12 protein-coding genes are annotated in these 21,992 nt (G+C 59.9%); 7 read left to right on the top strand and 5 right to left on the bottom strand.

Annotated features, from left to right (window positions below):
* Window positions 1-204 precede the first annotated feature (204 nt).
* The 5 genes from aceE (at window position 205) to msrA (ending at window position 10,312) form a co-directional block, all read left to right on the top strand.
* Complete coding sequence (gene aceE / locus V8J63_RS15355) at window positions 205-2,850, top strand: pyruvate dehydrogenase (acetyl-transferring), homodimeric type (RefSeq protein ID WP_024011316.1); 2,646 nt, start codon at window positions 205-207, stop codon at window positions 2,848-2,850.
* Between the two features lie 11 nt (window positions 2,851-2,861).
* On the top strand, window positions 2,862-4,826 hold the full coding sequence (gene aceF / locus V8J63_RS15350) for a dihydrolipoyllysine-residue acetyltransferase (RefSeq protein ID WP_125926301.1): 1,965 nt from the start codon (window positions 2,862-2,864) through the stop codon (window positions 4,824-4,826).
* Between the two features lie 276 nt (window positions 4,827-5,102).
* Window positions 5,103-6,500, top strand: a complete 1,398-nt coding sequence (locus tag V8J63_RS15345) for an alkaline phosphatase D family protein (protein ID WP_336353997.1) — start codon at window positions 5,103-5,105, stop codon at window positions 6,498-6,500.
* Window positions 6,501-6,754: 254 nt separating this feature from the next.
* On the top strand, window positions 6,755-9,451 hold the full coding sequence (locus tag V8J63_RS15340) for a putative bifunctional diguanylate cyclase/phosphodiesterase (protein ID WP_336353998.1): 2,697 nt from the start codon (window positions 6,755-6,757) through the stop codon (window positions 9,449-9,451).
* A gap of 195 nt (window positions 9,452-9,646) precedes the next feature.
* Window positions 9,647-10,312 carry a peptide-methionine (S)-S-oxide reductase MsrA gene (gene msrA / locus V8J63_RS15335; protein ID WP_110644864.1) on the top strand — a complete coding sequence of 222 codons (666 nt, stop codon included), beginning with the start codon at window positions 9,647-9,649 and terminating at the stop codon, window positions 10,310-10,312.
* Window positions 10,313-10,435: 123 nt separating this feature from the next.
* Here msrA and V8J63_RS15330 read toward each other — a convergent pair whose 3' ends face one another.
* Entirely contained in the window at window positions 10,436-11,275 is an 840-nt protein-coding gene (locus V8J63_RS15330; RefSeq protein ID WP_016772007.1) for a 23S rRNA (adenine(2030)-N(6))-methyltransferase RlmJ, read from the bottom strand.
* 407 nt (window positions 11,276-11,682) lie between these two features.
* Here V8J63_RS15330 and V8J63_RS15325 point away from each other — a divergent pair, with 407 nt between their 5' ends.
* Window positions 11,683-11,949, top strand: coding sequence for a hypothetical protein (locus V8J63_RS15325; RefSeq protein ID WP_241663637.1), 267 nt, complete (start codon window positions 11,683-11,685; stop codon window positions 11,947-11,949).
* Between the two features lie 240 nt (window positions 11,950-12,189).
* Here V8J63_RS15325 and V8J63_RS15320 read toward each other — a convergent pair whose 3' ends face one another.
* The 4 genes from V8J63_RS15320 to putP form a co-directional block, all read right to left on the bottom strand.
* A complete protein-coding gene (locus tag V8J63_RS15320) occupies window positions 12,190-12,510 on the bottom strand; it encodes a hypothetical protein (protein WP_016772008.1) in 321 nt (106 codons plus the stop codon).
* 331 nt (window positions 12,511-12,841) lie between these two features.
* Entirely contained in the window at window positions 12,842-13,555 is a 714-nt protein-coding gene (locus V8J63_RS15315; protein ID WP_336354022.1) for a DUF4123 domain-containing protein, read from the bottom strand.
* The gene (gene tssI / locus V8J63_RS15310) at window positions 13,545-15,560 is read right to left on the bottom strand and encodes a type VI secretion system Vgr family protein (RefSeq protein WP_336464283.1); all 2,016 of its coding nucleotides are present in this window, start codon (window positions 15,558-15,560) and stop codon (window positions 13,545-13,547) included. The genes V8J63_RS15315 and tssI overlap by 11 nt, the downstream gene beginning before the upstream one ends.
* A gap of 350 nt (window positions 15,561-15,910) precedes the next feature.
* On the bottom strand, window positions 15,911-17,395 hold the full coding sequence (putP, locus tag V8J63_RS15305) for a sodium/proline symporter PutP (RefSeq protein ID WP_016772011.1): 1,485 nt from the start codon (window positions 17,393-17,395) through the stop codon (window positions 15,911-15,913).
* A gap of 458 nt (window positions 17,396-17,853) precedes the next feature.
* On the opposite strand from putP, the gene putA reads away from it, so the two are divergent.
* Window positions 17,854-21,807, top strand: a complete 3,954-nt coding sequence (gene putA / locus V8J63_RS15300; RefSeq protein WP_336464282.1) for a trifunctional transcriptional regulator/proline dehydrogenase/L-glutamate gamma-semialdehyde dehydrogenase — start codon at window positions 17,854-17,856, stop codon at window positions 21,805-21,807.
* The last annotated feature ends 185 nt before the right edge of the window (window positions 21,808-21,992 follow it).

Below are 21,992 nucleotides of genomic sequence, written 5' to 3'. Positions count from 1 at the left end.
CAGTCGGAGGCCACAAGCCTTTCATCTGTAGTTTTACTACTCGTCTATACATTCGAAAGGCTGAAATGCCGGAAGATTTGTAGTAAAACTACACGCCGCCGGAACAACCTGTCGGCAATCCAAGAATTTTAAATCGTCTGCCCACAAGGCCAGTCGCAAACTCAGGCAACCGATTCTGGAAGCCTTTCCGCCCTGGAGCAAGCCATGCAAGACCTCGATCCCGTCGAAACCCAGGAATGGCTGGACGCCCTGGAATCGGTTCTCGACAAAGAAGGCGAAGACCGTGCTCACTATCTGATGACCCGTATGGGCGAACTGGCGACCCGCAGCGGCTCGCAGCTCCCTTACGCGATCACCACGCCTTACCGCAACACGATCCCCGTTACCCACGAAGCACGCATGCCTGGCGACCTGTTCATGGAACGCCGCATTCGCTCGCTGGTACGCTGGAACGCGATGGCCATGGTAATGCGCACGAACCTGCGAGATTCGGACCTGGGTGGTCACATCTCCAGCTTCGCTTCCAGTGCGACCCTGTATGACATCGGCTTCAACTATTTCTTCCAGGCCCCGACCGACGAACACGGCGGCGACCTGATCTACTTCCAGGGCCACACCTCGCCAGGCGTTTACGCCCGTGCATTCATGGAAGGCCGCATCACCGAAGACCAGATGAACAACTTCCGTCAGGAAGTCGATGGTCAAGGCCTGTCGTCCTATCCGCACCCTTGGCTGATGCCTGACTTCTGGCAGTTCCCGACCGTATCGATGGGTCTGGGTCCGATCCAGGCGATCTACCAGGCGCGCTTCATGAAGTACCTGGAGCACCGCGGTTTCATCCAGCCGGGTAAACAGAAAGTCTGGTGCTTCCTGGGCGACGGCGAGTGCGACGAGCCGGAATCCCTGGGCGCGATCTCCCTGGCCGGCCGCGAGAAGCTGGACAACCTGATCTTCGTCATCAACTGCAACCTGCAGCGCCTCGACGGCCCGGTTCGCGGCAACGGCAAGATCATCCAGGAACTCGAAGGCGTGTTCCGCGGCGCTCAGTGGAACGTGACCAAAGTCATCTGGGGCCGTTTCTGGGACCCGCTGCTGGCCAAAGACGTCGACGGCATCCTGCAACGTCGCATGGACGAAGTCATCGACGGCGAGTACCAGAACTACAAAGCCAAAGACGGCGCGTTCGTTCGCGAGCACTTCTTCAACACGCCTGAACTCAAGGCAATGGTTGCCGATCTGTCCGACGACGAGATCTGGAAACTCAACCGTGGCGGCCACGACCCGTACAAGGTCTACGCGGCGTACCACGAAGCGGTCAACCACAAGGAACAACCGACCGTCATCCTCGCCAAGACCATCAAGGGTTATGGCACCGGTGCCGGCGAAGCGAAAAACACTGCGCACAACACCAAGAAAGTCGACGTCGACAGCCTGAAGTTGTTCCGCGACCGCTTCGACATCCCGGTCAAGGACGAAGAGCTGGAGAACCTGCCGTTCTTCAAGCCAGAGCCAAACAGCGCCGAAGCCCGCTATCTCGCCGAGCGCCGTGCCGCACTGGGCGGTTTCGTGCCACAGCGCCGCGCGCAGAGCTTCAGCGTACCGACGCCGGATCTGGACACTCTCAAAGCCATCCTCGATGGCTCGGGCGACCGTGAAATTTCCACCACCATGGCTTTCGTGCGGATCCTCGCGCAACTGGTCAAGGACAAGGAAATCGGCCCGCGCATCGTCCCGATCATCCCGGACGAAGCCCGTACCTTCGGTATGGAAGGCATGTTCCGTCAGTTGGGCATCTACTCCTCCGTCGGCCAGCTCTACGAGCCAGTCGATAAAGACCAGGTGATGTTCTACAAGGAAGACCAGAAAGGTCAGATCCTTGAAGAAGGCATCAACGAAGCAGGCGCCATGAGCTCGTTCATCGCTGCCGGTACTTCGTACTCCAGCCACAACCAGCCGATGCTGCCGTTCTACATCTTCTACTCGATGTTCGGCTTCCAGCGTATCGGCGACCTGGCCTGGGCCGCTGGCGACAGCCGTACCCGTGGCTTCCTGATCGGCGGCACCGCTGGCCGTACCACCCTGAACGGTGAAGGTCTGCAGCACGAAGACGGTCACAGCCACTTGCTGGCCGCGACCATCCCGAACTGCCGCACCTACGATCCGACCTACGGCTACGAGCTGGCGGTGATCATTCAGGACGGCATGAAGAAGATGACCGAAGAGCAACAGGACATCTTCTACTACATCACCGTGATGAACGAGTCGTACCAGCAGCCAGCCATGCCGGCCGGTGCCGAAGAAGGCATCAAGAAAGGCATGTACCTGCTCGAGGAAGACACTCGCGATGCGGCGCACCACGTTCAGCTGATGGGCTCCGGCACCATCCTGCGTGAAGTGCGTGAAGCGGCGAAGATCCTGCGTGAAGAGTTCAACATCGGCGCTGACGTGTGGAGCGTTACCAGCTTCAACGAACTGCGTCGCGACGGCCTCGCTGTAGAGCGCAGCAACCGTCTCAAGCCTGGCCAGAAGCCTAAGCTGAGCTACGTCGAAGAGTGCCTGAACGGCCGTAAAGGTCCGGTCATTGCTTCTACCGACTACATGAAGCTGTTCGCCGAGCAGATCCGTCAGTGGGTACCGTCCAAGGAATTCAAAGTCCTGGGCACCGACGGTTTCGGCCGCAGCGACAGCCGCAAGAAACTGCGTCATTTCTTCGAAGTCGACCGTCATTTCGTGGTGTTGGCAGCCCTGGAAGCACTGGCTGACCGTGGTGATATCGAACCTAAGGTGGTGGCTGAAGCCATCGCCAAGTTCGGCATCGACCCGGAAAAACGCAACCCACTGGACTGCTGAGGAGACATTTTGTGAGCGAACTCATTCGCGTACCTGACATCGGCAGCGGTGAAGGTGAAGTAATTGAACTGTTTGTGAAGGTCGGCGACCGCATCGAAGCCGACCAGAGCATCCTGACCCTGGAATCGGACAAGGCCAGCATGGAAGTGCCGGCCCCGAAAGCCGGCGTCATCAAGAGCCTGAAAGTGAAGCTGGGCGACCGTCTGAAAGAAGGCGACGAACTGCTCGAGCTGGAAGTCGAGGGCGCCGCTGAAGCGGCCCCTGCACCTGCCGCCGCACCTGCTGCGAAAGCCGAAGAGAAACCGGCTGCGGCACCTGCTGCTGCCGCGCCTGCCGCTGCCCCTGCTGCCGCTTCGGTACAGCAAGTGCACGTGCCGGACATCGGTTCGTCGGGCAAGGCGCAGATCATCGAGATTCAGGTCAAGGTCGGCGACAGCGTCGAAGCTGATCAATCGCTGATCACTCTGGAATCCGACAAGGCCAGCATGGAAATCCCGTCGCCTGCCGCTGGCGTGGTCAAAGCCATCAGCGTCAAGCTCAACGACGAAGTCGGCACTGGCGATCTGATTCTGGATCTGGAAGTGGCGGGTGCTGCGGCCCCGGCTGCGGCCGCTCCGGCTCAGGCTGCTGCGCCTGCTGCTGCCGCTGCGCCAGCCCCGGCTGCTGCTCCGGCTGCACCGGTTGCCGACAGCGTTCAGGACATCCACGTCCCGGACATCGGTTCGGCCGGCAAGGCGAAGATCATCGAAGTGCTGGTCAAGGCCGGCGACACTGTCGAAGCCGACCAGTCGCTGATCACCCTGGAATCCGACAAGGCGAGCATGGAAATTCCATCGCCTGCCGCTGGCGTGGTCGAAAGCGTTTCGATCAAGCTCGATGACGAAGTCGGCACCGGCGACCTGATCCTCAAGCTCAAAGTCAAAGGCGCGGCCCCGGCTGCTGCCCCGGCTGCGGCTGCTGCACCGAGCGCTCCGGCACCTGCTGCTCCGGCTGCCGCTGCACCTGCTGCCACCGCTCCAGCCGCAGCGCCGGCTGCTACACCAGCGAAACCGGGCGCCAAAGTTCACGCCGGCCCTGCCGTGCGTCAACTGGCTCGTGAGTTCGGCGTCGAGCTGAGCGCCGTTGGCGCCAGCGGTCCGCACGGTCGCATCCTCAAGGAAGACGTGCAGGTTTACGTCAAGGCGATGATGCAGAAGGCCAAGGAAGCACCGGCCGCTGCTGGCGGCGCTACCGGTGGCGCGGGCATCCCGCCGATCCCGGTGGTCGATTTCAGCCGTTTCGGCGAAATCGAAGAAGTGCCGATGACCCGCCTGATGCAGGTCGGCGCTGCCAACCTGCACCGCAGCTGGCTGAACGTGCCACACGTGACGCAATTCGACTCGGCGGACATCACCGAGCTGGAAGCCTTCCGTGTTGCGCAGAAAGCCGTGGCCGAGAAGGCTGGCGTCAAGCTGACCATCCTGCCGCTGCTGCTCAAGACCTGCGCGCACCTGCTCAAGGAGCTGCCGGACTTCAACAGTTCGCTGGCACCAAGTGGCAAGGCGATCATCCGCAAGAAATACGTGAACATCGGCTTCGCCGTCGACACTCCGGATGGCCTGCTGGTGCCGGTGATCAAGAACGTCGACCAGAAGAGCCTGCTGCAACTGGCAGCCGAAGCGGCTTCGCTGGCTGAAAAAGCCCGCACCAAGAAGCTGTCCTCGGACGAGATGCAGGGCGCCTGCTTCACCATTTCCAGCCTCGGCCACATTGGCGGCACCGGCTTCACGCCGATCGTCAACGCGCCGGAAGTGGCGATCCTCGGTGTTTCCAAGGCAACCATCCAGCCAGTCTGGGACGGCAAAGCCTTCCAGCCGAAGCTGATGCTGCCACTGTCGCTGTCCTACGATCACCGCGTGATCAACGGCGCTGCTGCTGCACGCTTCACTCAGCGTCTGGGCAGCCTGTTGGGCGACATCCGCACCATCCTGCTGTAACCCAAACGGCCCTCCGGCGACGGAGGGCCGCTTGCTGCACCCTTTCGAGCGCCACACGCTCGTACCTCAACCCCGTCAATTGACGGGGCTTTTTTTTGCCTGAAATAAACCGGATCGCGTCTCTTTCCTACAACCTGCGCTGACATCGGCCACAGGTCTGGTCCACTTAACGCCAATATTTTCTGCCGCCGGCCAACTAACCTCTGCTCAGGAAAGTTGCTTCAATGCGCTCCGCTTATTTAATTCATCTTATTAAAATCTCGAACGGAATCGATCATGTTCAAACCGACTATCGGCCCCATCGTGGGCCACGCCACAACTAACGAAGTTCGCATTTTCATGCGCGGCGAACAACAGGACAAAAAACGCGTATTTGCCGGAGTTCGCGCGCGCAAGGCCGGAACGGAAAAATGGTCCAACAGCGTATTTGCACTTTTGCATCCAGCCAACGACATGTCGGGCGTACTGGTATTACAGGATCTGGACGCCGATTGTGAATACGAATATCAAGCCGGCTGGTTAAGCCCGATGAATCCGGTACACACCATCGACACAGTGGTGGAGTTTCCACTGCAATGGCCGCGACAGCTCTACCGCTTTCGTACCCGCACCGCGCAAGCCAGCCAGCCCCGGGGCTTTATCGTCGGATCTTGCCGTTATCTGCGGATCACCGCGGGGATTGCTTCGTTGCCGCAACTGGGCGATCGCATCTTTGGCTCGATCAATCAACTTGTCGAGAGCAGTCATCTACCCGTCAGCGCGGTGATCATGACCGGCGATCAAGTGTATGTAGATGATTTGAATATCATTGCACCGGATCGCGAAGCCAAAGACATTCTGAAGAAGTATCGAACGGCATTCTCGCAACCGAATATTCAACGATTGATGTCCAATACATCGACTTACATGATGCTCGACGATCATGAAATAGAAGATAACTGGCCCGCCAATGCAAAAGATGCGGACAAGGACTTGTATCGCAACGCCATGGCCGCTTATGAACTTTATCAAGCCAGCCACAGCCCGGTTTACGCATATAACAGCGAGGGCCAGATAGACCGGAATACCTTGAAGCATTATTGGTATCAGTTCGGCGACAGCGATATCGCCTGGTTCGTCACCGACAGTCGCACCCGACGCAACTTGTCGAAGGATGACCGGCGCATTCTCGACATCGAGCAGGAACAGGCCCTGCTGCAATGGCTGATCCATAGCCCGGCACGAGTGAAATTCGTGGTGACCAGCGTGATGTTCTATCCCGATCGCAAGTTCAACGGTGACGATGCCTGGAAAGCTTTTCCCGAGCAGCGTCTGCGCCTGCTGGAAACCATCCGCACTCACCGGATCAAGAACGTGGTGTTCGTCTCCGGCGACGTCCATGGCTCGCTGACCAGTCGCTTGAGTCACAGCAAGGACACCGATTTCGAGGTGCACACCATCGTGTCCTCGCCGTTGCACAACAGCAAATTGCTGCCGTATGCCAAGGCTTCAACGTTTATCCTCGATCAACCGCTGGTGCGCACGGCAGCCGGGGATTATCGGCACGAGCTCACCAGTGCCGTGGTGAGTCAGGACAATTTTGCGCATGTGGTCGTTGAGGCTGATCAGATATTGGTCAATTACCATGACCGCGATGGCAAGAAGTTGCAGTCGATCAGTATGAAATTGCGTTAAAACACCAAAAGATCGCAGCCTTCGGCAGCTCCTACACAAGGCGCATTACCCTGTTGGGGCTGCGTGAAGCTGCGATCTTCTGCTCATTTCAGTTGTGTACTGGAGAAATGTTCACTGCAGCCGACATATTCTTATAGCACTTGGCCTTCATCTCTCTTGTCAGTCGGTGCCGCAATGATGCAACCTTGCCGCAGCCAACAGACAAGAGGGCGAGAGCCCGGCGCATTCAGCATATTTCCAAGCGAGTTTCCTTCATGAAGAGCCAGCCCGATGCTGCCAGCCGTATGGCGGCCGAGGTAGTGACGCAGTTGCCTGTGCCCTCGCGGCTCGGCATGCTGCGTTTCGAGCGCTTGAATGAAGCCAGTTGGGCGATGCTGTTCCTTGATCCCAACTGCGAACGCCAGTTCGGCCAGCCGGCCGTCGAGCTCTGCGCACTGGTCGGCTCGCCCTACGCCAGCCTGATGGAGCCCGAAGCGCGCTATCAACTGCATGACGCGATCCAGCAGCAACTGAGCAAAAGCGCGCATTACGTGGTGCGCTACACCCTGCACACCGCCGCCGGCGCGTTGAACATGCTCGAGCTGGGCGAAGCCTACAAACAGCACAACCGGCATTTGCTGCGCGGCTACCTGCTGGCCGTCGACGAGGTGTTCGACGAAACCCAGGCGCTGCCTTCGGTGGATCTGGAAACCCAGAACTCGCGCCTGCAAATCGCCCTTGAGCTGAACCAGCGTGCCCAGCAGGAACAACTGCAGCATCTGGAACGCGTGCGTGCCCAGCAGGATCTGATTCTGCTGCTCGCACGCCAGCGCTACAGCACGCACAACTCGCTGCAGGAAGCCGCCGAGCTGATCACCCGCTGCGCCTGCGATATCTACGAAATCGACTGCGCCAGCCTGTGGAACCTCGAAGGCCAGCGCTTGCTGCCGATCTCCGCCTACCACCGCGCAACTCAGGAATACCTGCTGCCGGAGCCGATCGATATCAGCGGCTTCCCCGATTACATGGAAGCGCTGCACAGCAGCCGCGCCATCGATGCGCACAACGCCATGCACGACCCGCGCACCCGCGAGATGGCCGAGGCGATGCGTCCGCGTGACGTCAACGCCATGCTCGATGCCAGCATTCGCGTCGACGGCCAGGTAGTCGGCGTGTTGTGCCTGGAACAGACCGGCGTCACCCGCGCCTGGCAGTCCGACGAAATCGCCTTTGCCGGTGAGCTGGCCGACCAGTTCGCACAAGTAATCAACAATCACAACCGGCGCACCGCCACCAGCGCCCTGCACCTGTTTCAGCGCGCGGTCGAGCAAAGCGCCAACGCCTTCTTGCTGGTCAACTGTGACGGCGTGGTCGAGTACGTCAACCCGAGCTTCACTGCGATCACCCAGTACACCACCGAGGAAGTCCACGGTCAGCGCCTGTCGGAATTGCCGGCGCTGGAAAACCTCAGCGAACTGCTGTTCGACGCGCCCTCGGCGCTGGCCCAGAGCAACAGCTGGCAGGGCGAATTCAAAAGCCGCCGCAAGAACCTCGAACCGTACTGGGGCCAGCTGTCGATTTCCAAGGTCTATGGCGATAACCGTGAGCTGACGCATTACATCGGCATCTACGAAGACATCACCCAGACCAAACTCGCGCAGCAACGTATCGAGCGCCTGGCCTACACCGACAACCTGACCAACCTCGGCAACCGTCCGGCATTCATCCGCAATCTCGATGAGCGCTTCGCCCGCGACAGCGATACGCCGATCAGCCTGTTGCTGGTGGACATCGACAACTTCAAGCGGATCAACGACAGCCTCGGCCACCAGACCGGCGACAAACTGTTGATCAGCCTCGCCCGGCGCCTGCGCAACAGCCTCAGCCCGAGTGGCAGCCTGGCGCGTTTTGCCAGTAACGAATTCGCCGTGTTGCTCGACGACACCGACCTTGAAGCCGGGCAGCAGATCGCCAGTCAGTTGCTGATGACCCTCGACAAGCCGATGTTCGTCGACAATCAGTTGATCAGCGTCACCGGCTCCGTCGGCCTCGCTTGCGCGCCGCTGCACGGGCGCGACCCGCAGACCCTGATGCGCAACGCCGGCCTGGCGCTGCACAAGGCCAAGGCCAACGGTAAACACCAATTGCAGGTGTTCACTGAAGCGCTGAACGCCGAAGCCAGTTACAAACTGTTCGTCGAGAACAACCTGCGCCGCGCCCTCACGCAGAACGAACTGGACGTGTTCTACCAGCCCAAGCTGTGCCTGCGCAGCGGTCGTCTGCTGGGCATGGAAGCGCTGTTGCGCTGGAACCATCCGGAACGCGGCATGATTCGCCCGGACCAGTTCATCAGCGTCGCCGAGGAAACCGGCCTGATCATTCCGATCGGCAAATGGATCGCGCGTCAGGCCTGCCGCATGAGCAAATCCTTGACCGCTGCGGGCCTTGGCAACCTGCAAGTGGCAATCAATCTGTCACCGAAACAGTTCTCCGATCCGGATCTGGTCGCCTCGATCGCCAACATCCTCAGGGAAGAAGCGCTGCCGGCCAATCTGCTCGAACTGGAGCTGACCGAAGGCCTGCTGCTGGAAGCCACCGAAGACACGCATTTGCAGCTCGACCAGCTCAAACGCCTGGGGCTGACCCTGGCCATGGATGACTTCGGCACCGGGTACTCGTCGCTGAGCTATCTGAAGAAATTCCCGATCGACATCATCAAGATCGATCGCAGCTTCATCCATGAAATCCCCGACAACCAGGACGACATGGAAATCACCTCCGCCGTGATCGCCATGGCCCACAACCTGAAACTCAAAGTTGTCGCCGAAGGCATCGAAACCGCCGAGCAACTGGCGTTCCTGCGCCGGCATCGTTGCGACGTCGGTCAGGGTTATCTGTTCGACCGACCGATTCCGGGTGATGAACTGACCAAAGCGCTCAAGCGCTATCCGCGTGGGCCGCTCTGTCTCTAACGCCGGCTTCTATGAAGATCCCTTGTGGGAGCGAGCCTGCTCGCGAAGGCGATAAAACCGTCGACATCTTCGTCGCCTGACACCCCGCTTTCGCGAGCAGGCTCGCTCCCACAGTTTTGATAGTGCGAATTCCGGCATCATTCGGCACACTGGCGGTCTGACTTTTTACCTCCAACCTGACTGAGAGGAACGCTCATGGTTCTGCGCTCGGAAATTCTGGTGAACAAAAACGTGCTTCCAACCAAAGAACAAGCCCTGCCCGGCCGCGAAACCCCGATGACCCTGCCGGAAAAACACTTCGTCTTCGAAGACACCCCGCTGCTCGGTCCATTCTTTCAGGACGTCGACTTCGCGATTTTCGGTCTGGGTTGCTTCTGGGGCGCGGAACGACGTTTCTGGCAGCGCGAAGGCGTGGTCAGCACAGTCGTCGGTTACGCCGGCGGCTTCACGCCGAATCCGACGTACGAAGAAGTCTGCTCGGGCCTGACCGGCCACGCCGAAGTGGTATTGGTGGTGTATGACAAGGCCCAGGTCAGTTACGAGGAACTGCTGGCGATGTTCTGGGAACTGCACAACCCGACTCAGGGCATGCGTCAGGGCAACGACATCGGCACTCAGTACCGCTCGGTGATCTACGCGACCACCCCGGAGCAACTGGATGCGGCACTGAAAAGCAAAGACGTGTATCAGGCGGAACTGGCCAAGGCCGGTCTGGGTGAAATCAGCACCGAGATCGACCAAGCCCCGCCCGTGTACTTTGCAGAGGCCTATCACCAGCAGTATCTGGCGAAAAACCCTGAAGGTTACTGCGGGATTGGCGGCACCGGCGTGTGCATGCCTGCGAGCCTTGCGGGCAACTAGCCCGACTGATCGTTCCCACGCTCTGCGTGGGAATGCAGCCCGGGACGCTCCGCGTCCTGACAGCGGACGCAGAGCGTCCATTGAGGCATTCCCACGCGGAGCGTGGGAACGATCGCTCGGCGATCAACTCTCGGCAATCAACCAATCCATCTGCCAGCCACCCTGGGTCTGCCCAAGCTTCTTCGACAACCACGGCAGCAGCTCCCGCAGTTCTTCCTCCAGCCCCCACGGCGGATTGGCGATCGCCAGCCCGGAACCGTTCAGGCTGTTCGGCGTATCCAGCGGATGCACCAGCAGCTCCACACGCAGCAACTTCGGCGCACCGGTGCCTGCCAAGTCCTGATAGAAACGCCGCAACGCACGCTGATCCTTCACCGGATACCAGATCGCTGCCACGGTCTGGCGCATGCGGCCGATGGCTTCTTTCATCGACGCCGCGCAACGCTGCATCTCGTCGAGTTGCTCGAACGGCGGATCGATCAGCATCACCGCGCGCTTTTCCTGCACCGGCAACATCGCCCGCGCCACATGCCAACCCTCGCCCAGATGCACTTTTACCCGACGATCGCCGGCCATGTTGTCCTTGAGCAACACACCGTCTTCCGGGTGCTTCTCGTTGAGCATCACCCGATCCTGCGGCCGCGTCAGACGCCGTGCCAGCTCCGGCGAACCTGGGTAATAGCGCAACTGGCCATCCGGGTTCATCTCGTGCAGCACCTTCATGTAATCAGCGGTCAGCGCCGGCAGGTCCGGCTGATCCCACAACCGCGCAATGCCTTCCAGGTACTCGCCGGTGCGATTGGCCTGATCGCCCTGCAAGTCATACAGACCGATGCCGGCGTGCGTGTCGAGATAGGCAAACGGCTGCTCCTTGCGCGACATCAGGGCTATGAGGCGGGTCAAGGTCAGGTGTTTGAACACATCGGCGTGATTGCCGGCATGGAAGGCGTGACGATAATTCATGGCTGCTCCTGCGAGGGCCGCAAAGTTTACCTTTTACCGGGCGGCAAGTCAGGGGTTCGCAGCCGAGTGGACCAAAGCCTGCCCTCACTCTAGCCCTCTCCCGGAGGGAGAGGGGACTGATGGTGGTGATCTTGCGAGTTACATCGACCTGAATGATCGACGTGATCTCAGGCTTGGCCAAGCGTAGATAAGCGCCCAAGTCGCAAGTCGTCACACGACCAGTCCCCAAAAAGAACACCACCATCCAGGCTTGGCCAAGCGAAGTTCACCACTGAAGTCGCAGGTCGGCGTACATCACCCAGACAACTCGGTCAGTCCCCTCTCCCTCTGGGAGAGGGCTAGGGTGAGGGGCTTTGCTTTTATGGCGTTAAACTGGCTAACCATGAACGACAGGAAGTCAAAAACTCATGCGGTATCTCATCATCTGTTCACTCAGCCTTCTAAGTCCATACCTCGCCCTTGCCGACGAAACTCACATTGAACAGGCACGCCAGACACTAAAGAACTACGGGCTGAGCCACTGCATTCTGAAGCCATTCAACGAACGCTCAGCGCTGGAAAAAGACATTGCGCTGTCCGCCAATGCCTATTCAGTCATGGGCAACGGCCTACATTCCATCCTGCAAGATGAAGAACGCTGCAAGTGCTGCACGATCCCTATAAAGAAACACTGAGCTACATATCGGCGGCTTACCAGCAGACACCTTCACGCAGCAAACACTCAAATGAAAAAGTGGTGTTCCTTGCGTGCCTGAAGATCTACAACTCCGAAGCGTTCAACCGCTTTATCAAAACCCAAGATGCCTACATCTCTGACTGCCCCCCCGATTTCAATCAATCAAAAGATCGCAGCCTTCGGCGGCTCCTACATGGGATAGGCGCTCACTCTGCCGGAGGCTGCGATCTTCTGATCTTCAGGCGGGCAAGCTGCGCAGGCGCTTGCCGATGACATCGAGCACATCACAGCCATCGCGCAATGGGATGGCGCACAGCAAGGCGAAGTCGCTGAGGATCACGGAGTCGCATTCGATCGAGCCGCGCATGCACATGTTTTCCAGGACCTGGACCACGGCGCGGATGCGATAGTTGGCGGCGTCCATGAGGATGTCGAGGGGCACATGGGTGTCGACGAACAGGCTGGGCATGTCGCTGCAATTGCCGGTAAGGGCCATGAAGCGGTTGTCGGGGTGAGGGGTGATTTTTTCGTAGGGTGAATCAGTATGCATATTGGTCATTTTCCGGGTCCCATGATTGATAAACGTGAGCCGCCATCACACCTTCCTACGGGTTAGGGTGGCAGCTGTGCGCGGGAGTAGGAACCGAGCAATCATGGACCTCGGCCACGCCGAAGCGTGCCCCACGCACAGCCGCCGCGAACGATCTTACGGACTTGAACCAAGTGCCGCAAAAAGCCAACGAACTGTAACGTCATGAATGCGGGAATCCTTCACCCTGCCACCACTCTCGCAGTGACAACGAAAAGACTATCCCTGCAACCCACCACGCACCAGTTCATGAAAGCCGCCGCGATTCGAAGGAAACATCCGAAGCGTTTGCCCCGAAATTTCACTCTGCCTCTGCCAGCAAAAACTCCAGAAGCGCCGATCGTGACGAATCTTCCGACATCGATAATTTGAAAAACTGCCCGACCTTGCAGCGCGAAACAGCCTCGGGAAACGCCTCGAACACGGCCGGTTGCTCCTCGCTCAGCCATTGCAAAGCATTGGCGATGCGTACGCTTGCATCAGTCTGCGCCAACAGCGATTGCGGCACGCTCCACCACGGAAAGACCCGCCCCGAAACCAGCGCACGGCCCCCGGTTTCAATGGCTTGGCCATTGATCAAGGCTCGCGAAACGACTGGCAGTAATTGCGCGGAATTGAGCTCGTCAGAGTGCAAAAGAGGCAGCAGAAACCGACCATCCCAAAAGCGAAAAAACACCGCTTTACTGTCCGGCATCAGCACTTGAGTCAGGCTGCGGAAATGTTCGACCAGCACATCCAGATCTGCCGAAGACACCGCCAACCATCCCCAATCCCGGGATTCTGTTTCCGCCACCCAACGTAAAAACTCACTGTCCGCAGCGACAATTCCCACATAGGGCATCACCGCGTCCCACTCGGCATAAATCGTCCTGGCCCAGACCGGATTCGCCGTGCCCTGCCAGGCTTTGAAAGCATCGGCATCGCTGGCGCGGCTGAAAATGGCGAACAGTTGTTCCGACGCATGCAGCGGTTGCCGCGCCAGCCATTGTTCGGGCGTCAATTGTTCAGGCTGCACAGACACCGTCCTTGCACCGCTCACACTCTTCGCAGAAAGGCGCATCACCTTTGAGACTCATGATCTGTGCGGCGGTGAGAACCGCCGCCGGCGCAGCGGCCAGTTTCTCTGGCAAGCCCGGCACCACCGGTGCCGCACTCGTTGCCGCCATTGGCGCGCCACCCACAACAATCGGCACACTGCTGAAAATTCCGCCGGGGCCGATGTTGATCCACTGTCCGCCGGCCTGAATCGTCGCGCTCGCGCCGCCATCAATGACCACTTGCTGGCCTGCGCTGATATGGATCTGCGCCGAGGCGCTGGTGGCCTGGCTGTTCACCCGCACCTGCCGGTCGCCGAGCACGGACAAATGATCATCCTGCCTGACTTCGGTCTGGCGCTGGCCGTGGGTGATGCGCTGTTCGTCGGCCTTGAGTTCATGCCGGGCGGTGCCGGTGACCACCACACTGCGCTGATTATCGACCTGCAGCTGCTGGTCGTTGAGCACATGCTGGGTCCAGTTGCGCTGGGCACGCAGGTAGATTTCCTCGGCGCCTTTTTTATCCTCGATGCGCAGTTCGTTATAACCGCCACCTCCGGGGCTGCTCTGGCTGCGGAACACGCTTCGGGTCTTGTCTGCCGGCAGATCCAGCGGCACCGGGGTCGCCGCATTGGGCAGACACCCCATGACCAGCGGCTTGTCGGCATCGCCATCAATGAAGCCGACCAGCACTTCCATGCCGACTCGCGGAATCAATACGCTACCGTAGTGATCGTGAGCCCAACCGGTCGCGACGCGCAGCCAGCAACTGGAGTGCTCGTTCAATTCGCCATCGCGGTCCCAGGCCAGTTGCACTTTGACCCGGCCATATTCATCGCAATGGATTTCCAGGTCTTTCGGGCCGGTGACCACGGCAGGTTGGTAACCCGACATGCGCGGTTTTTCCGGGCACAGTGCCGGACGAAAGACCACGTCCCACGGCGTGGCGACGAAAGTATTGCGGTAGCCCTGGAAGGATTCGCCATCGCTGGTCACCGACTCCTCAAGCACCTGCGGCTGACGGCCGCGATGCTCGACACAGGTGAGCAACCACAGATCATTCCAGTCGCTGCGCGGATGCTCGGTGAGTTGCAGGAAATGGCCGCAGACCAATGAAGACTCGTCGCTGCTGCCTTCGGCCTGACGGTAATCGGCGACGTGCCGTTCCAGCGCTCGCCGAGTCAGCTGTTTGCCGGTTTCACGATCACTGAATTGGCCGGGGAAGAGATAGTCCTCCAGCACCGGACGCTGCTCGCCGTCACTGCGACTTTCCAGAGACAGCCGTGGTTTTTCGAAGTTGTAGTCGCGCCGAGTGACGACGCTGGTGCGGGTTTCCACGCGCACATTGAAACGTTGAATCGCCGGCGCCCCCGCCGACATGCCGCTGCCCGGCAAATACAGCGTCGGCTCGGGCAGCTTGGGGAACACGGTCTGGTCGTCGCCGAATACCAGCAGATGGCCTTCGGGGCTGTGTTGAAAATGGTAATGAATGCCGACTTCGGCACACAGGCGCTGGATAAAGGCCAGATCGCTTTCGGCGTATTGCACGCAGTATTCGCGCTCCGGATATTCGCTGCCCAGGCGAAATTCAAAGGCATCGCGCAGGATCGAATGGTCTTTGAGGATCTGCGTGACAATTTGCGGCACGCTCTGATGCTGAAAAACACGCTGGTTGACGCGATGCCCCAGATACGTCAGACGCGGGACAAGGCTGAGGTGATAGCGTGTCAGACGTTTCCCGGAATCGCCCTGCCCGATCTGATAAATCTGACCATGAATACCGCAACCCTGAGCATCGAAACTCAGAAACGCCTGACCATGCAGCAGGCTTTCCAGATCCAGGTCCGGCCGCTCGCTGACCAGTTCCAGCTCGAAGCGATAGGGTTGGCTGATGGCTTCCCTGCCCGTGAACTCAAGGACTTTGAGGTCATGCCGGGCGCCTTCGAGGGTCAACGTGAAACGCGGTTGATTGGCAGGCGCGAACATCCGATGTCTCTCTGCAGTGTGAGGGCGGGCGATTCTGCATGAGGGGCAAGGGGTGCCGAGCAGGTGACGGGAAATTCAGATTTGCCCTACGTGGGTTGCTGAAAGGACCTTGTTAATTCGGCCGTTCGACTACAGACAATTCAATCAAACCTGCCACCCACCCTGTGGGAGCGAGCCTGCTCGCGAAAGCGGCATGTCAGTCGACACATTCATTGAATGATCAATCGCATTCGCGAGCAGGCTCGCTCCCACAATGGATTTCCACAGGATTCGAGAAATCACAGGCACAAAAAAACGGCCCGCTTCCTGTAGGAAACGGGCCGTTTTCAGGTGAGCCGAAGCTCAGTCCATCACTTGTTCAGATGGAAGTCTTTTTCCGCTGCCTCGAAACGCTCAACCATGCCGCGAGTCGGCTCACCCGCCTTGCTGACAAAGTAGATGGCCAGGCTGGCGAAGATGAAGCCCGGAATGATTTCGTACAGACCCAGCAGTTCGAAATGCTTCCAGACCACCACGGTGATCGCGCCGACCAGAATACCGGCCAGTGCGCCGTTGCGGGTCATGTCTTTCCAGACCACCGAAATCAGCACCACCGGACCGAATGCAGCACCGAAACCGGCCCAGGCGTAGGACACCAGGCCCAGTACGCGGTTTTCCGGGTTGGCAGCCAGCGCGATAGCAATCAGGGCTACCAGCAGCACCATGGCACGACCGACCCAGACCAGCTCCAGTTGCGAAGCGGATTTGCGCAGGAAGGCTTTATAGAAGTCTTCGGTCAGGGCGCTCGAGCACACCAGCAACTGGCAGCTCAGGGTGCTCATCACCGCAGCCAGAATGGCCGACAGCAGTACACCGGCAACCCATGGGTTGAAGAGGATTTTCGCCAGTTCGATGAACACGCGCTCCGGGTTCTCGGTCACAGGACCGGCGACTTCCGGGTGCGCCGAGAAGTAAGCGATACCGAAGAAGCCCACCGCAACGGTGCCGCCCAGGCACAGGATCATCCAGGCCATGGAAATGCGACGTGCCTTGGCGATCGACTTCACCGAATCCGCCGCCATGAAACGCGCGAGGATGTGCGGCTGGCCGAAGTAGCCCAGACCCCAACCCATCAGCGAGATGATGCCGATGAAGGTGGTGCCTTTGAGCATGTCGAAGTTGCTAGGATCTTGCGCTTCGATGGCGAGGAACGTGGTGTCAACGCCGCCAGTGGCCAGCAGGACGATGATCGGCGTAAGGATCAGCGCGAAGATCATCAGCGTGGCTTGGACGGTGTCGGTCCAGCTCACCGCGAGGAAACCGCCGATGAAGGTGTAGGCAATCGTCGCCGCAGCACCGGCCCACAGCGCCGTTTCGTAGGTCATGCCGAACGTGCTTTCGAACAGGCGGGCACCGGCGACGATGCCGGAAGCGCAGTAGATGGTAAAGAACACCAGAATCACGATCGCCGAGATAATCCGCAGCAAGCCGCTTTTATCTTCGAAACGGCTGGAAAAGTAATCCGGCAGAGTCAGGGCATCGCCGTTGTGCTCGGTCTGCACACGCAGACGGCCGGCGACAAACAGCCAGTTCAGGTAGGCACCGACGATCAGGCCGATGGCGATCCAGCTTTCGGACAGACCGGACATGTAGATGGCGCCCGGCAGGCCCATCAGCAACCAGCCGCTCATGTCGGAGGCACCGGCAGACAGCGCGGTGACGACGCTGCCGAGGCTGCGACCACCGAGAATATAGTCGGAAAGGTTGTTGGTGGAGCGATAGGCCATCAAGCCGATCAGCACCATTGCTGCGATGTAGATCACGAACGTGATCAGGGTTGGATTGCTTACGCTCATTGAGTTACGCCCTGGCTTTGTTTTTATGTAGCGGCGGTGGTGAACCGCTCGCAAACGACGACGTTTGGCAGACGATCCGGGATCCCGCGCATTTAAGACTGATGTTTCCCCAGGAAAGCCATCAGCCGATGCACCGGGTTATTCCCGGTTGCACCTTGGCGGCGAATGCTATGCAACAAAGCAAATAAGGTGCAACCAGTTTCGCGAGAATTAGTTGCACCCAGTCGGATTAATCGACGATCGCCCCGTTTTTGCTCCCTTTTGTGGCAGTCATGGCTCTTTGCTAGAAGCAAAAGCACCAAGCAGGAGCAGCACTTTCGTACCAGAAATTATTTCCTGACGAGCTGCGTATTATTCCGGCAAAAAAAGGGTTGCACCCGGTTGCACCTCATTCAACGCACGGCTAATCTTGCGGCCAGCTGATGCCACGCAACTGTGGCAACCATGAGGATAAAAATATGGCTACCACCACCCTTGGGGTCAAACTCGATGACCCGACCCGCGAGCGCCTGAAGGCTGCCGCAACCTCGATTGATCGCACGCCGCACTGGCTGATCAAGCAGGCAATTTTCAATTACCTGGAAAAACTCGAGGGTGGTGCAACCCTGACCGAGTTGAACGGTTTGACCGCCAAAGACGCCGATGACGCAGGCGAAGTGCAGACCGATCACGCTCACCAATGCTTCCTCGAATTCGCTGAAAGCATCCTGCCGCAATCGGTTCTGCGTGCTTCGATCACCGCAGCCTACCGCCGCCCTGAGCCGGAAGTGGTGCCGATGCTGATCGAGCAGGCGCGCCTGCCAGCCCCAATGGCCGAAGCCACCAACAAACTCGCCGCGACCATCGCCGAAAAACTGCGTAACCAGAAAAGTGCCGGCGGTCGTGCGGGCATTGTTCAGGGTCTGTTGCAGGAATTCTCCCTGTCGTCCCAGGAAGGCGTGGCGCTGATGTGCCTGGCCGAAGCGCTGCTGCGCATCCCGGACAAAGGCACCCGCGATGCGCTGATCCGCGACAAGATCAGCACCGGCAACTGGCATCCGCACCTGGGCAACAGCCCTTCGCTGTTCGTCAACGCTGCGACCTGGGGCCTGCTGCTGACTGGCAAACTGGTCTCCACCCACAACGAAGCCGGCCTGACCTCGTCGCTGAGCCGCATCATCGGCAAGAGCGGCGAGCCGATGATCCGCAAGGGCGTCGACATGGCCATGCGCCTGATGGGCGAGCAGTTCGTGACCGGCGAAACCATCGCCGAAGCGCTGGCCAATGCGAGCAAGTTCGAAGCCAAGGGCTTCCGTTACTCCTACGACATGCTCGGTGAAGCGGCACTCACCGAAGTCGACGCGCAGAAATACCTGGCGTCGTACGAACAAGCGATCCACTCGATCGGCAAAGCGTCACACGGCCGTGGGATTTATGAAGGCCCGGGCATTTCCATCAAGCTCTCGGCACTGCACCCGCGCTACAGCCGTGCGCAGTACGAGCGGGTGATGGACGAGCTGTACCCGCGCCTGCTGTCGCTGACCCTGCTGGCCAAGCAATACGACATCGGCCTGAACATCGACGCCGAAGAAGCCGACCGCCTCGAGCTGTCGCTGGACCTGCTTGAGCGCCTGTGCTTTGAGCCGCAGCTGACTGGCTGGAACGGTATCGGTTTCGTTATCCAGGCTTACCAGAAGCGTTGCCCGTACGTGATCGATTACGTGATCGATCTGGCCCGCCGCAGCCGTCATCGCCTGATGATCCGTCTGGTGAAAGGCGCGTACTGGGACAGCGAAATCAAACGCGCCCAGGTCGAGGGTCTGGAAGGCTATCCGGTCTACACCCGCAAGGTGTACACCGACGTTTCCTACATTGCTTGCGCACGCAAACTGCTGTCGGTGCCGGAAGTCATCTACCCGCAATTCGCCACGCACAACGCCCACACCCTGTCGGCGATCTACCACATCGCCGGTCAGAACTATTACCCGGGCCAGTACGAGTTCCAGTGCCTGCACGGCATGGGCGAACCGCTCTACGAACAGGTTGTAGGCAAGGTTTCCGAGGGCAAGCTGAACCGTCCGTGCCGCGTGTACGCACCGGTCGGCACCCACGAAACCCTGCTGGCTTACCTCGTACGTCGCTTGCTGGAAAACGGCGCGAACACTTCGTTCGTCAACCGCATCGCCGACCAGTCGATTTCGATTCAGGAACTGGTGGCCGATCCGGTGGCACAGATCGAGCAGATGGCCACCGTGGAAGGCGGTTTTGGCCTGCCGCACCCGCGCATTCCGCTGCCGCGTGACCTGTACGGTGCCGAGCGCGCCAACTCCAGCGGCATCGACATGGCTAACGAACATCGTCTGGCCTCGCTGTCCTGCGCCCTGCTCGCCACTGCACACAACGACTGGAAAGCCGCGCCGATGCTCGGTTGCGCCTCCAGCAACGAAACGCCGGTCGCGGTGCTGAACCCGTCCGATCACCGCGATGTGGTCGGTCACGTTCAAGAAGCTACCGTCGAAGACGTCGACAACGCCATTCAATGCGCGCTGAACGCCGCGCCGATCTGGCAGGCCACCCCGCCGGCCGAACGTGCGGCAATTCTGGAACGTGCCGCTGACTTGATGGAAGGCGAGATCCAGCCGCTGATGGGCCTGCTGGCTCGCGAAGCCGGCAAGACCTACACCAACGCCATCGCCGAAGTCCGCGAAGCCGTCGACTTCCTGCGTTACTACGCAGTGCAGGCGCGCAACGATTTCAGCAACGACGCCCACCGCCCACTCGGTCCGGTGGTGTGCATCAGCCCGTGGAACTTCCCGCTGGCAATCTTCAGCGGCCAGGTCGCTGCGGCATTGGCCGCCGGTAACCCGGTACTGGCCAAACCGGCTGAGCAGACTCCGCTGGTAGCGGCTCAGGCTGTGCGCCTGATGCTCGAAGCCGGCATCCCGGAAGGCGTGCTGCAACTGCTGCCGGGCCGTGGTGAAACCGTCGGCGCCGGTCTGGTCGGTGACGAACGCGTCAAAGGCGTGATGTTCACCGGCTCCACCGAAGTCGCGCGCTTGCTGCAACGCAACATCGCCGGCCGTCTCGACAGCCAGGGCCGCCCGATTCCGCTGATCGCCGAAACCGGTGGCCAGAACGCGATGATCGTCGATTCCTCGGCACTGACCGAACAAGTGGTGATCGACGTAGTGTCGTCGGCCTTCGACAGCGCCGGTCAGCGCTGCTCGGCACTGCGCGTGCTGTGCCTGCAGGAAGATTCCGCCGATCGCGTCATCGAAATGCTCAAAGGTGCCATGGCCGAAAGCCGTCTCGGCAACCCCGAGCGTCTGTCCGTGGACATCGGCCCGGTGATCGATGCCGAAGCCAAGGCCGGCATCGACAAACACATCCAAGGCATGCGCGACAAAGGTCGCAATGTTTACCAGGTTGCGATTGCCGTCAGTGAAGAGGTCAAGCGCGGCACCTTCGTCATGCCGACCCTGATCGAGCTGGAAAGCTTCGACGAACTGCAACGCGAAATCTTCGGCCCGGTACTGCACGTGGTGCGCTACAAGCGCAAGGAGCTGGACCAACTGATCGGCCAGATCAACGCCTCCGGTTACGGCCTGACGCTGGGCGTGCACACGCGCATCGACGAGACCATCGCCAAGGTGATCGACAACGTCAACGCCGGTAACGTCTACGTCAACCGCAACATCGTCGGTGCCGTGGTCGGCGTGCAGCCATTCGGCGGCGAAGGCCTGTCGGGTACTGGCCCGAAAGCCGGCGGCCCGCTGTATCTGTACCGCCTGCTGTCGACGCGTCCTGCCGACGCCATCGAACAATCCTTCGCCCGCGGTGATGCCATCGTCGCCCCGGACGTGCGCTTGCGCGATGCCATGAGCCAATCGTTGAACGCGCTGAAAGCCTGGGCCGACAACAACAAGTTTGCCGATCTGAGCACCCTGTGCGTGCAATACGCTGCGCAATCGCAGAGCGGCATCACCCGGGTGCTGGCTGGCCCGACCGGCGAGAAAAACAGCTACGCGATCCTGCCGCGCGAACACGTGCTGTGCCTGGCGGAAGTTGAAGGTGATCTGCTGACGCAACTGGCGGCGGTGCTGGCGGTGGGCGGTTCGGCGGTGTGGCCGGAAACCGAACTGACCAAGGCGCTATTCGCCCGCCTGCCGAAGGAAGTGCAGGCGCGGATCAAGCGCGTTGCCGACTGGAACAAGGACGAAGTGGTGTTCGATGCCGTGCTGCATCACGGCCACTCCGACCAGTTGCGCGGCGTCTGCCAGCAGATCGCCCAGCGTGGCGGTGCAATCGTTGGCGTTCAGGGCCTGTCCCAGGGCGAGACCAACATTGCCCTGGAGCGTCTGGTGATCGAGCGGGCATTGAGCGTCAACACCGCTGCGGCGGGGGGTAATGCCAGCTTGATGACGATCGGTTAAACCGCTGTAAATCCAGGCGACCGCAATGGTCGCCTGGTACGCAATACTCTGTGGGAGCGAGCCTGCTCGCGAAAACGGCGTTTCAGTCGACATCAATGTTGCCTGACCCTCCGCTTTCGCGAGCAGGCTCGCTCCCACAGTTGTTTTCGGCGCCTGTTAAGTCCGCGCGCGGCTCCAACATCACG

The sequence above is a fragment of the Pseudomonas sp. CCNWLW23 genome (assembly GCF_037095675.1).
Lineage (GTDB): Bacteria > Pseudomonadota > Gammaproteobacteria > Pseudomonadales > Pseudomonadaceae > Aquipseudomonas > Aquipseudomonas atacamensis.
The sequence above is the reverse complement of the archived record's forward strand: the minus strand, read 5'-3'. Positions and strand labels throughout refer to the sequence as shown.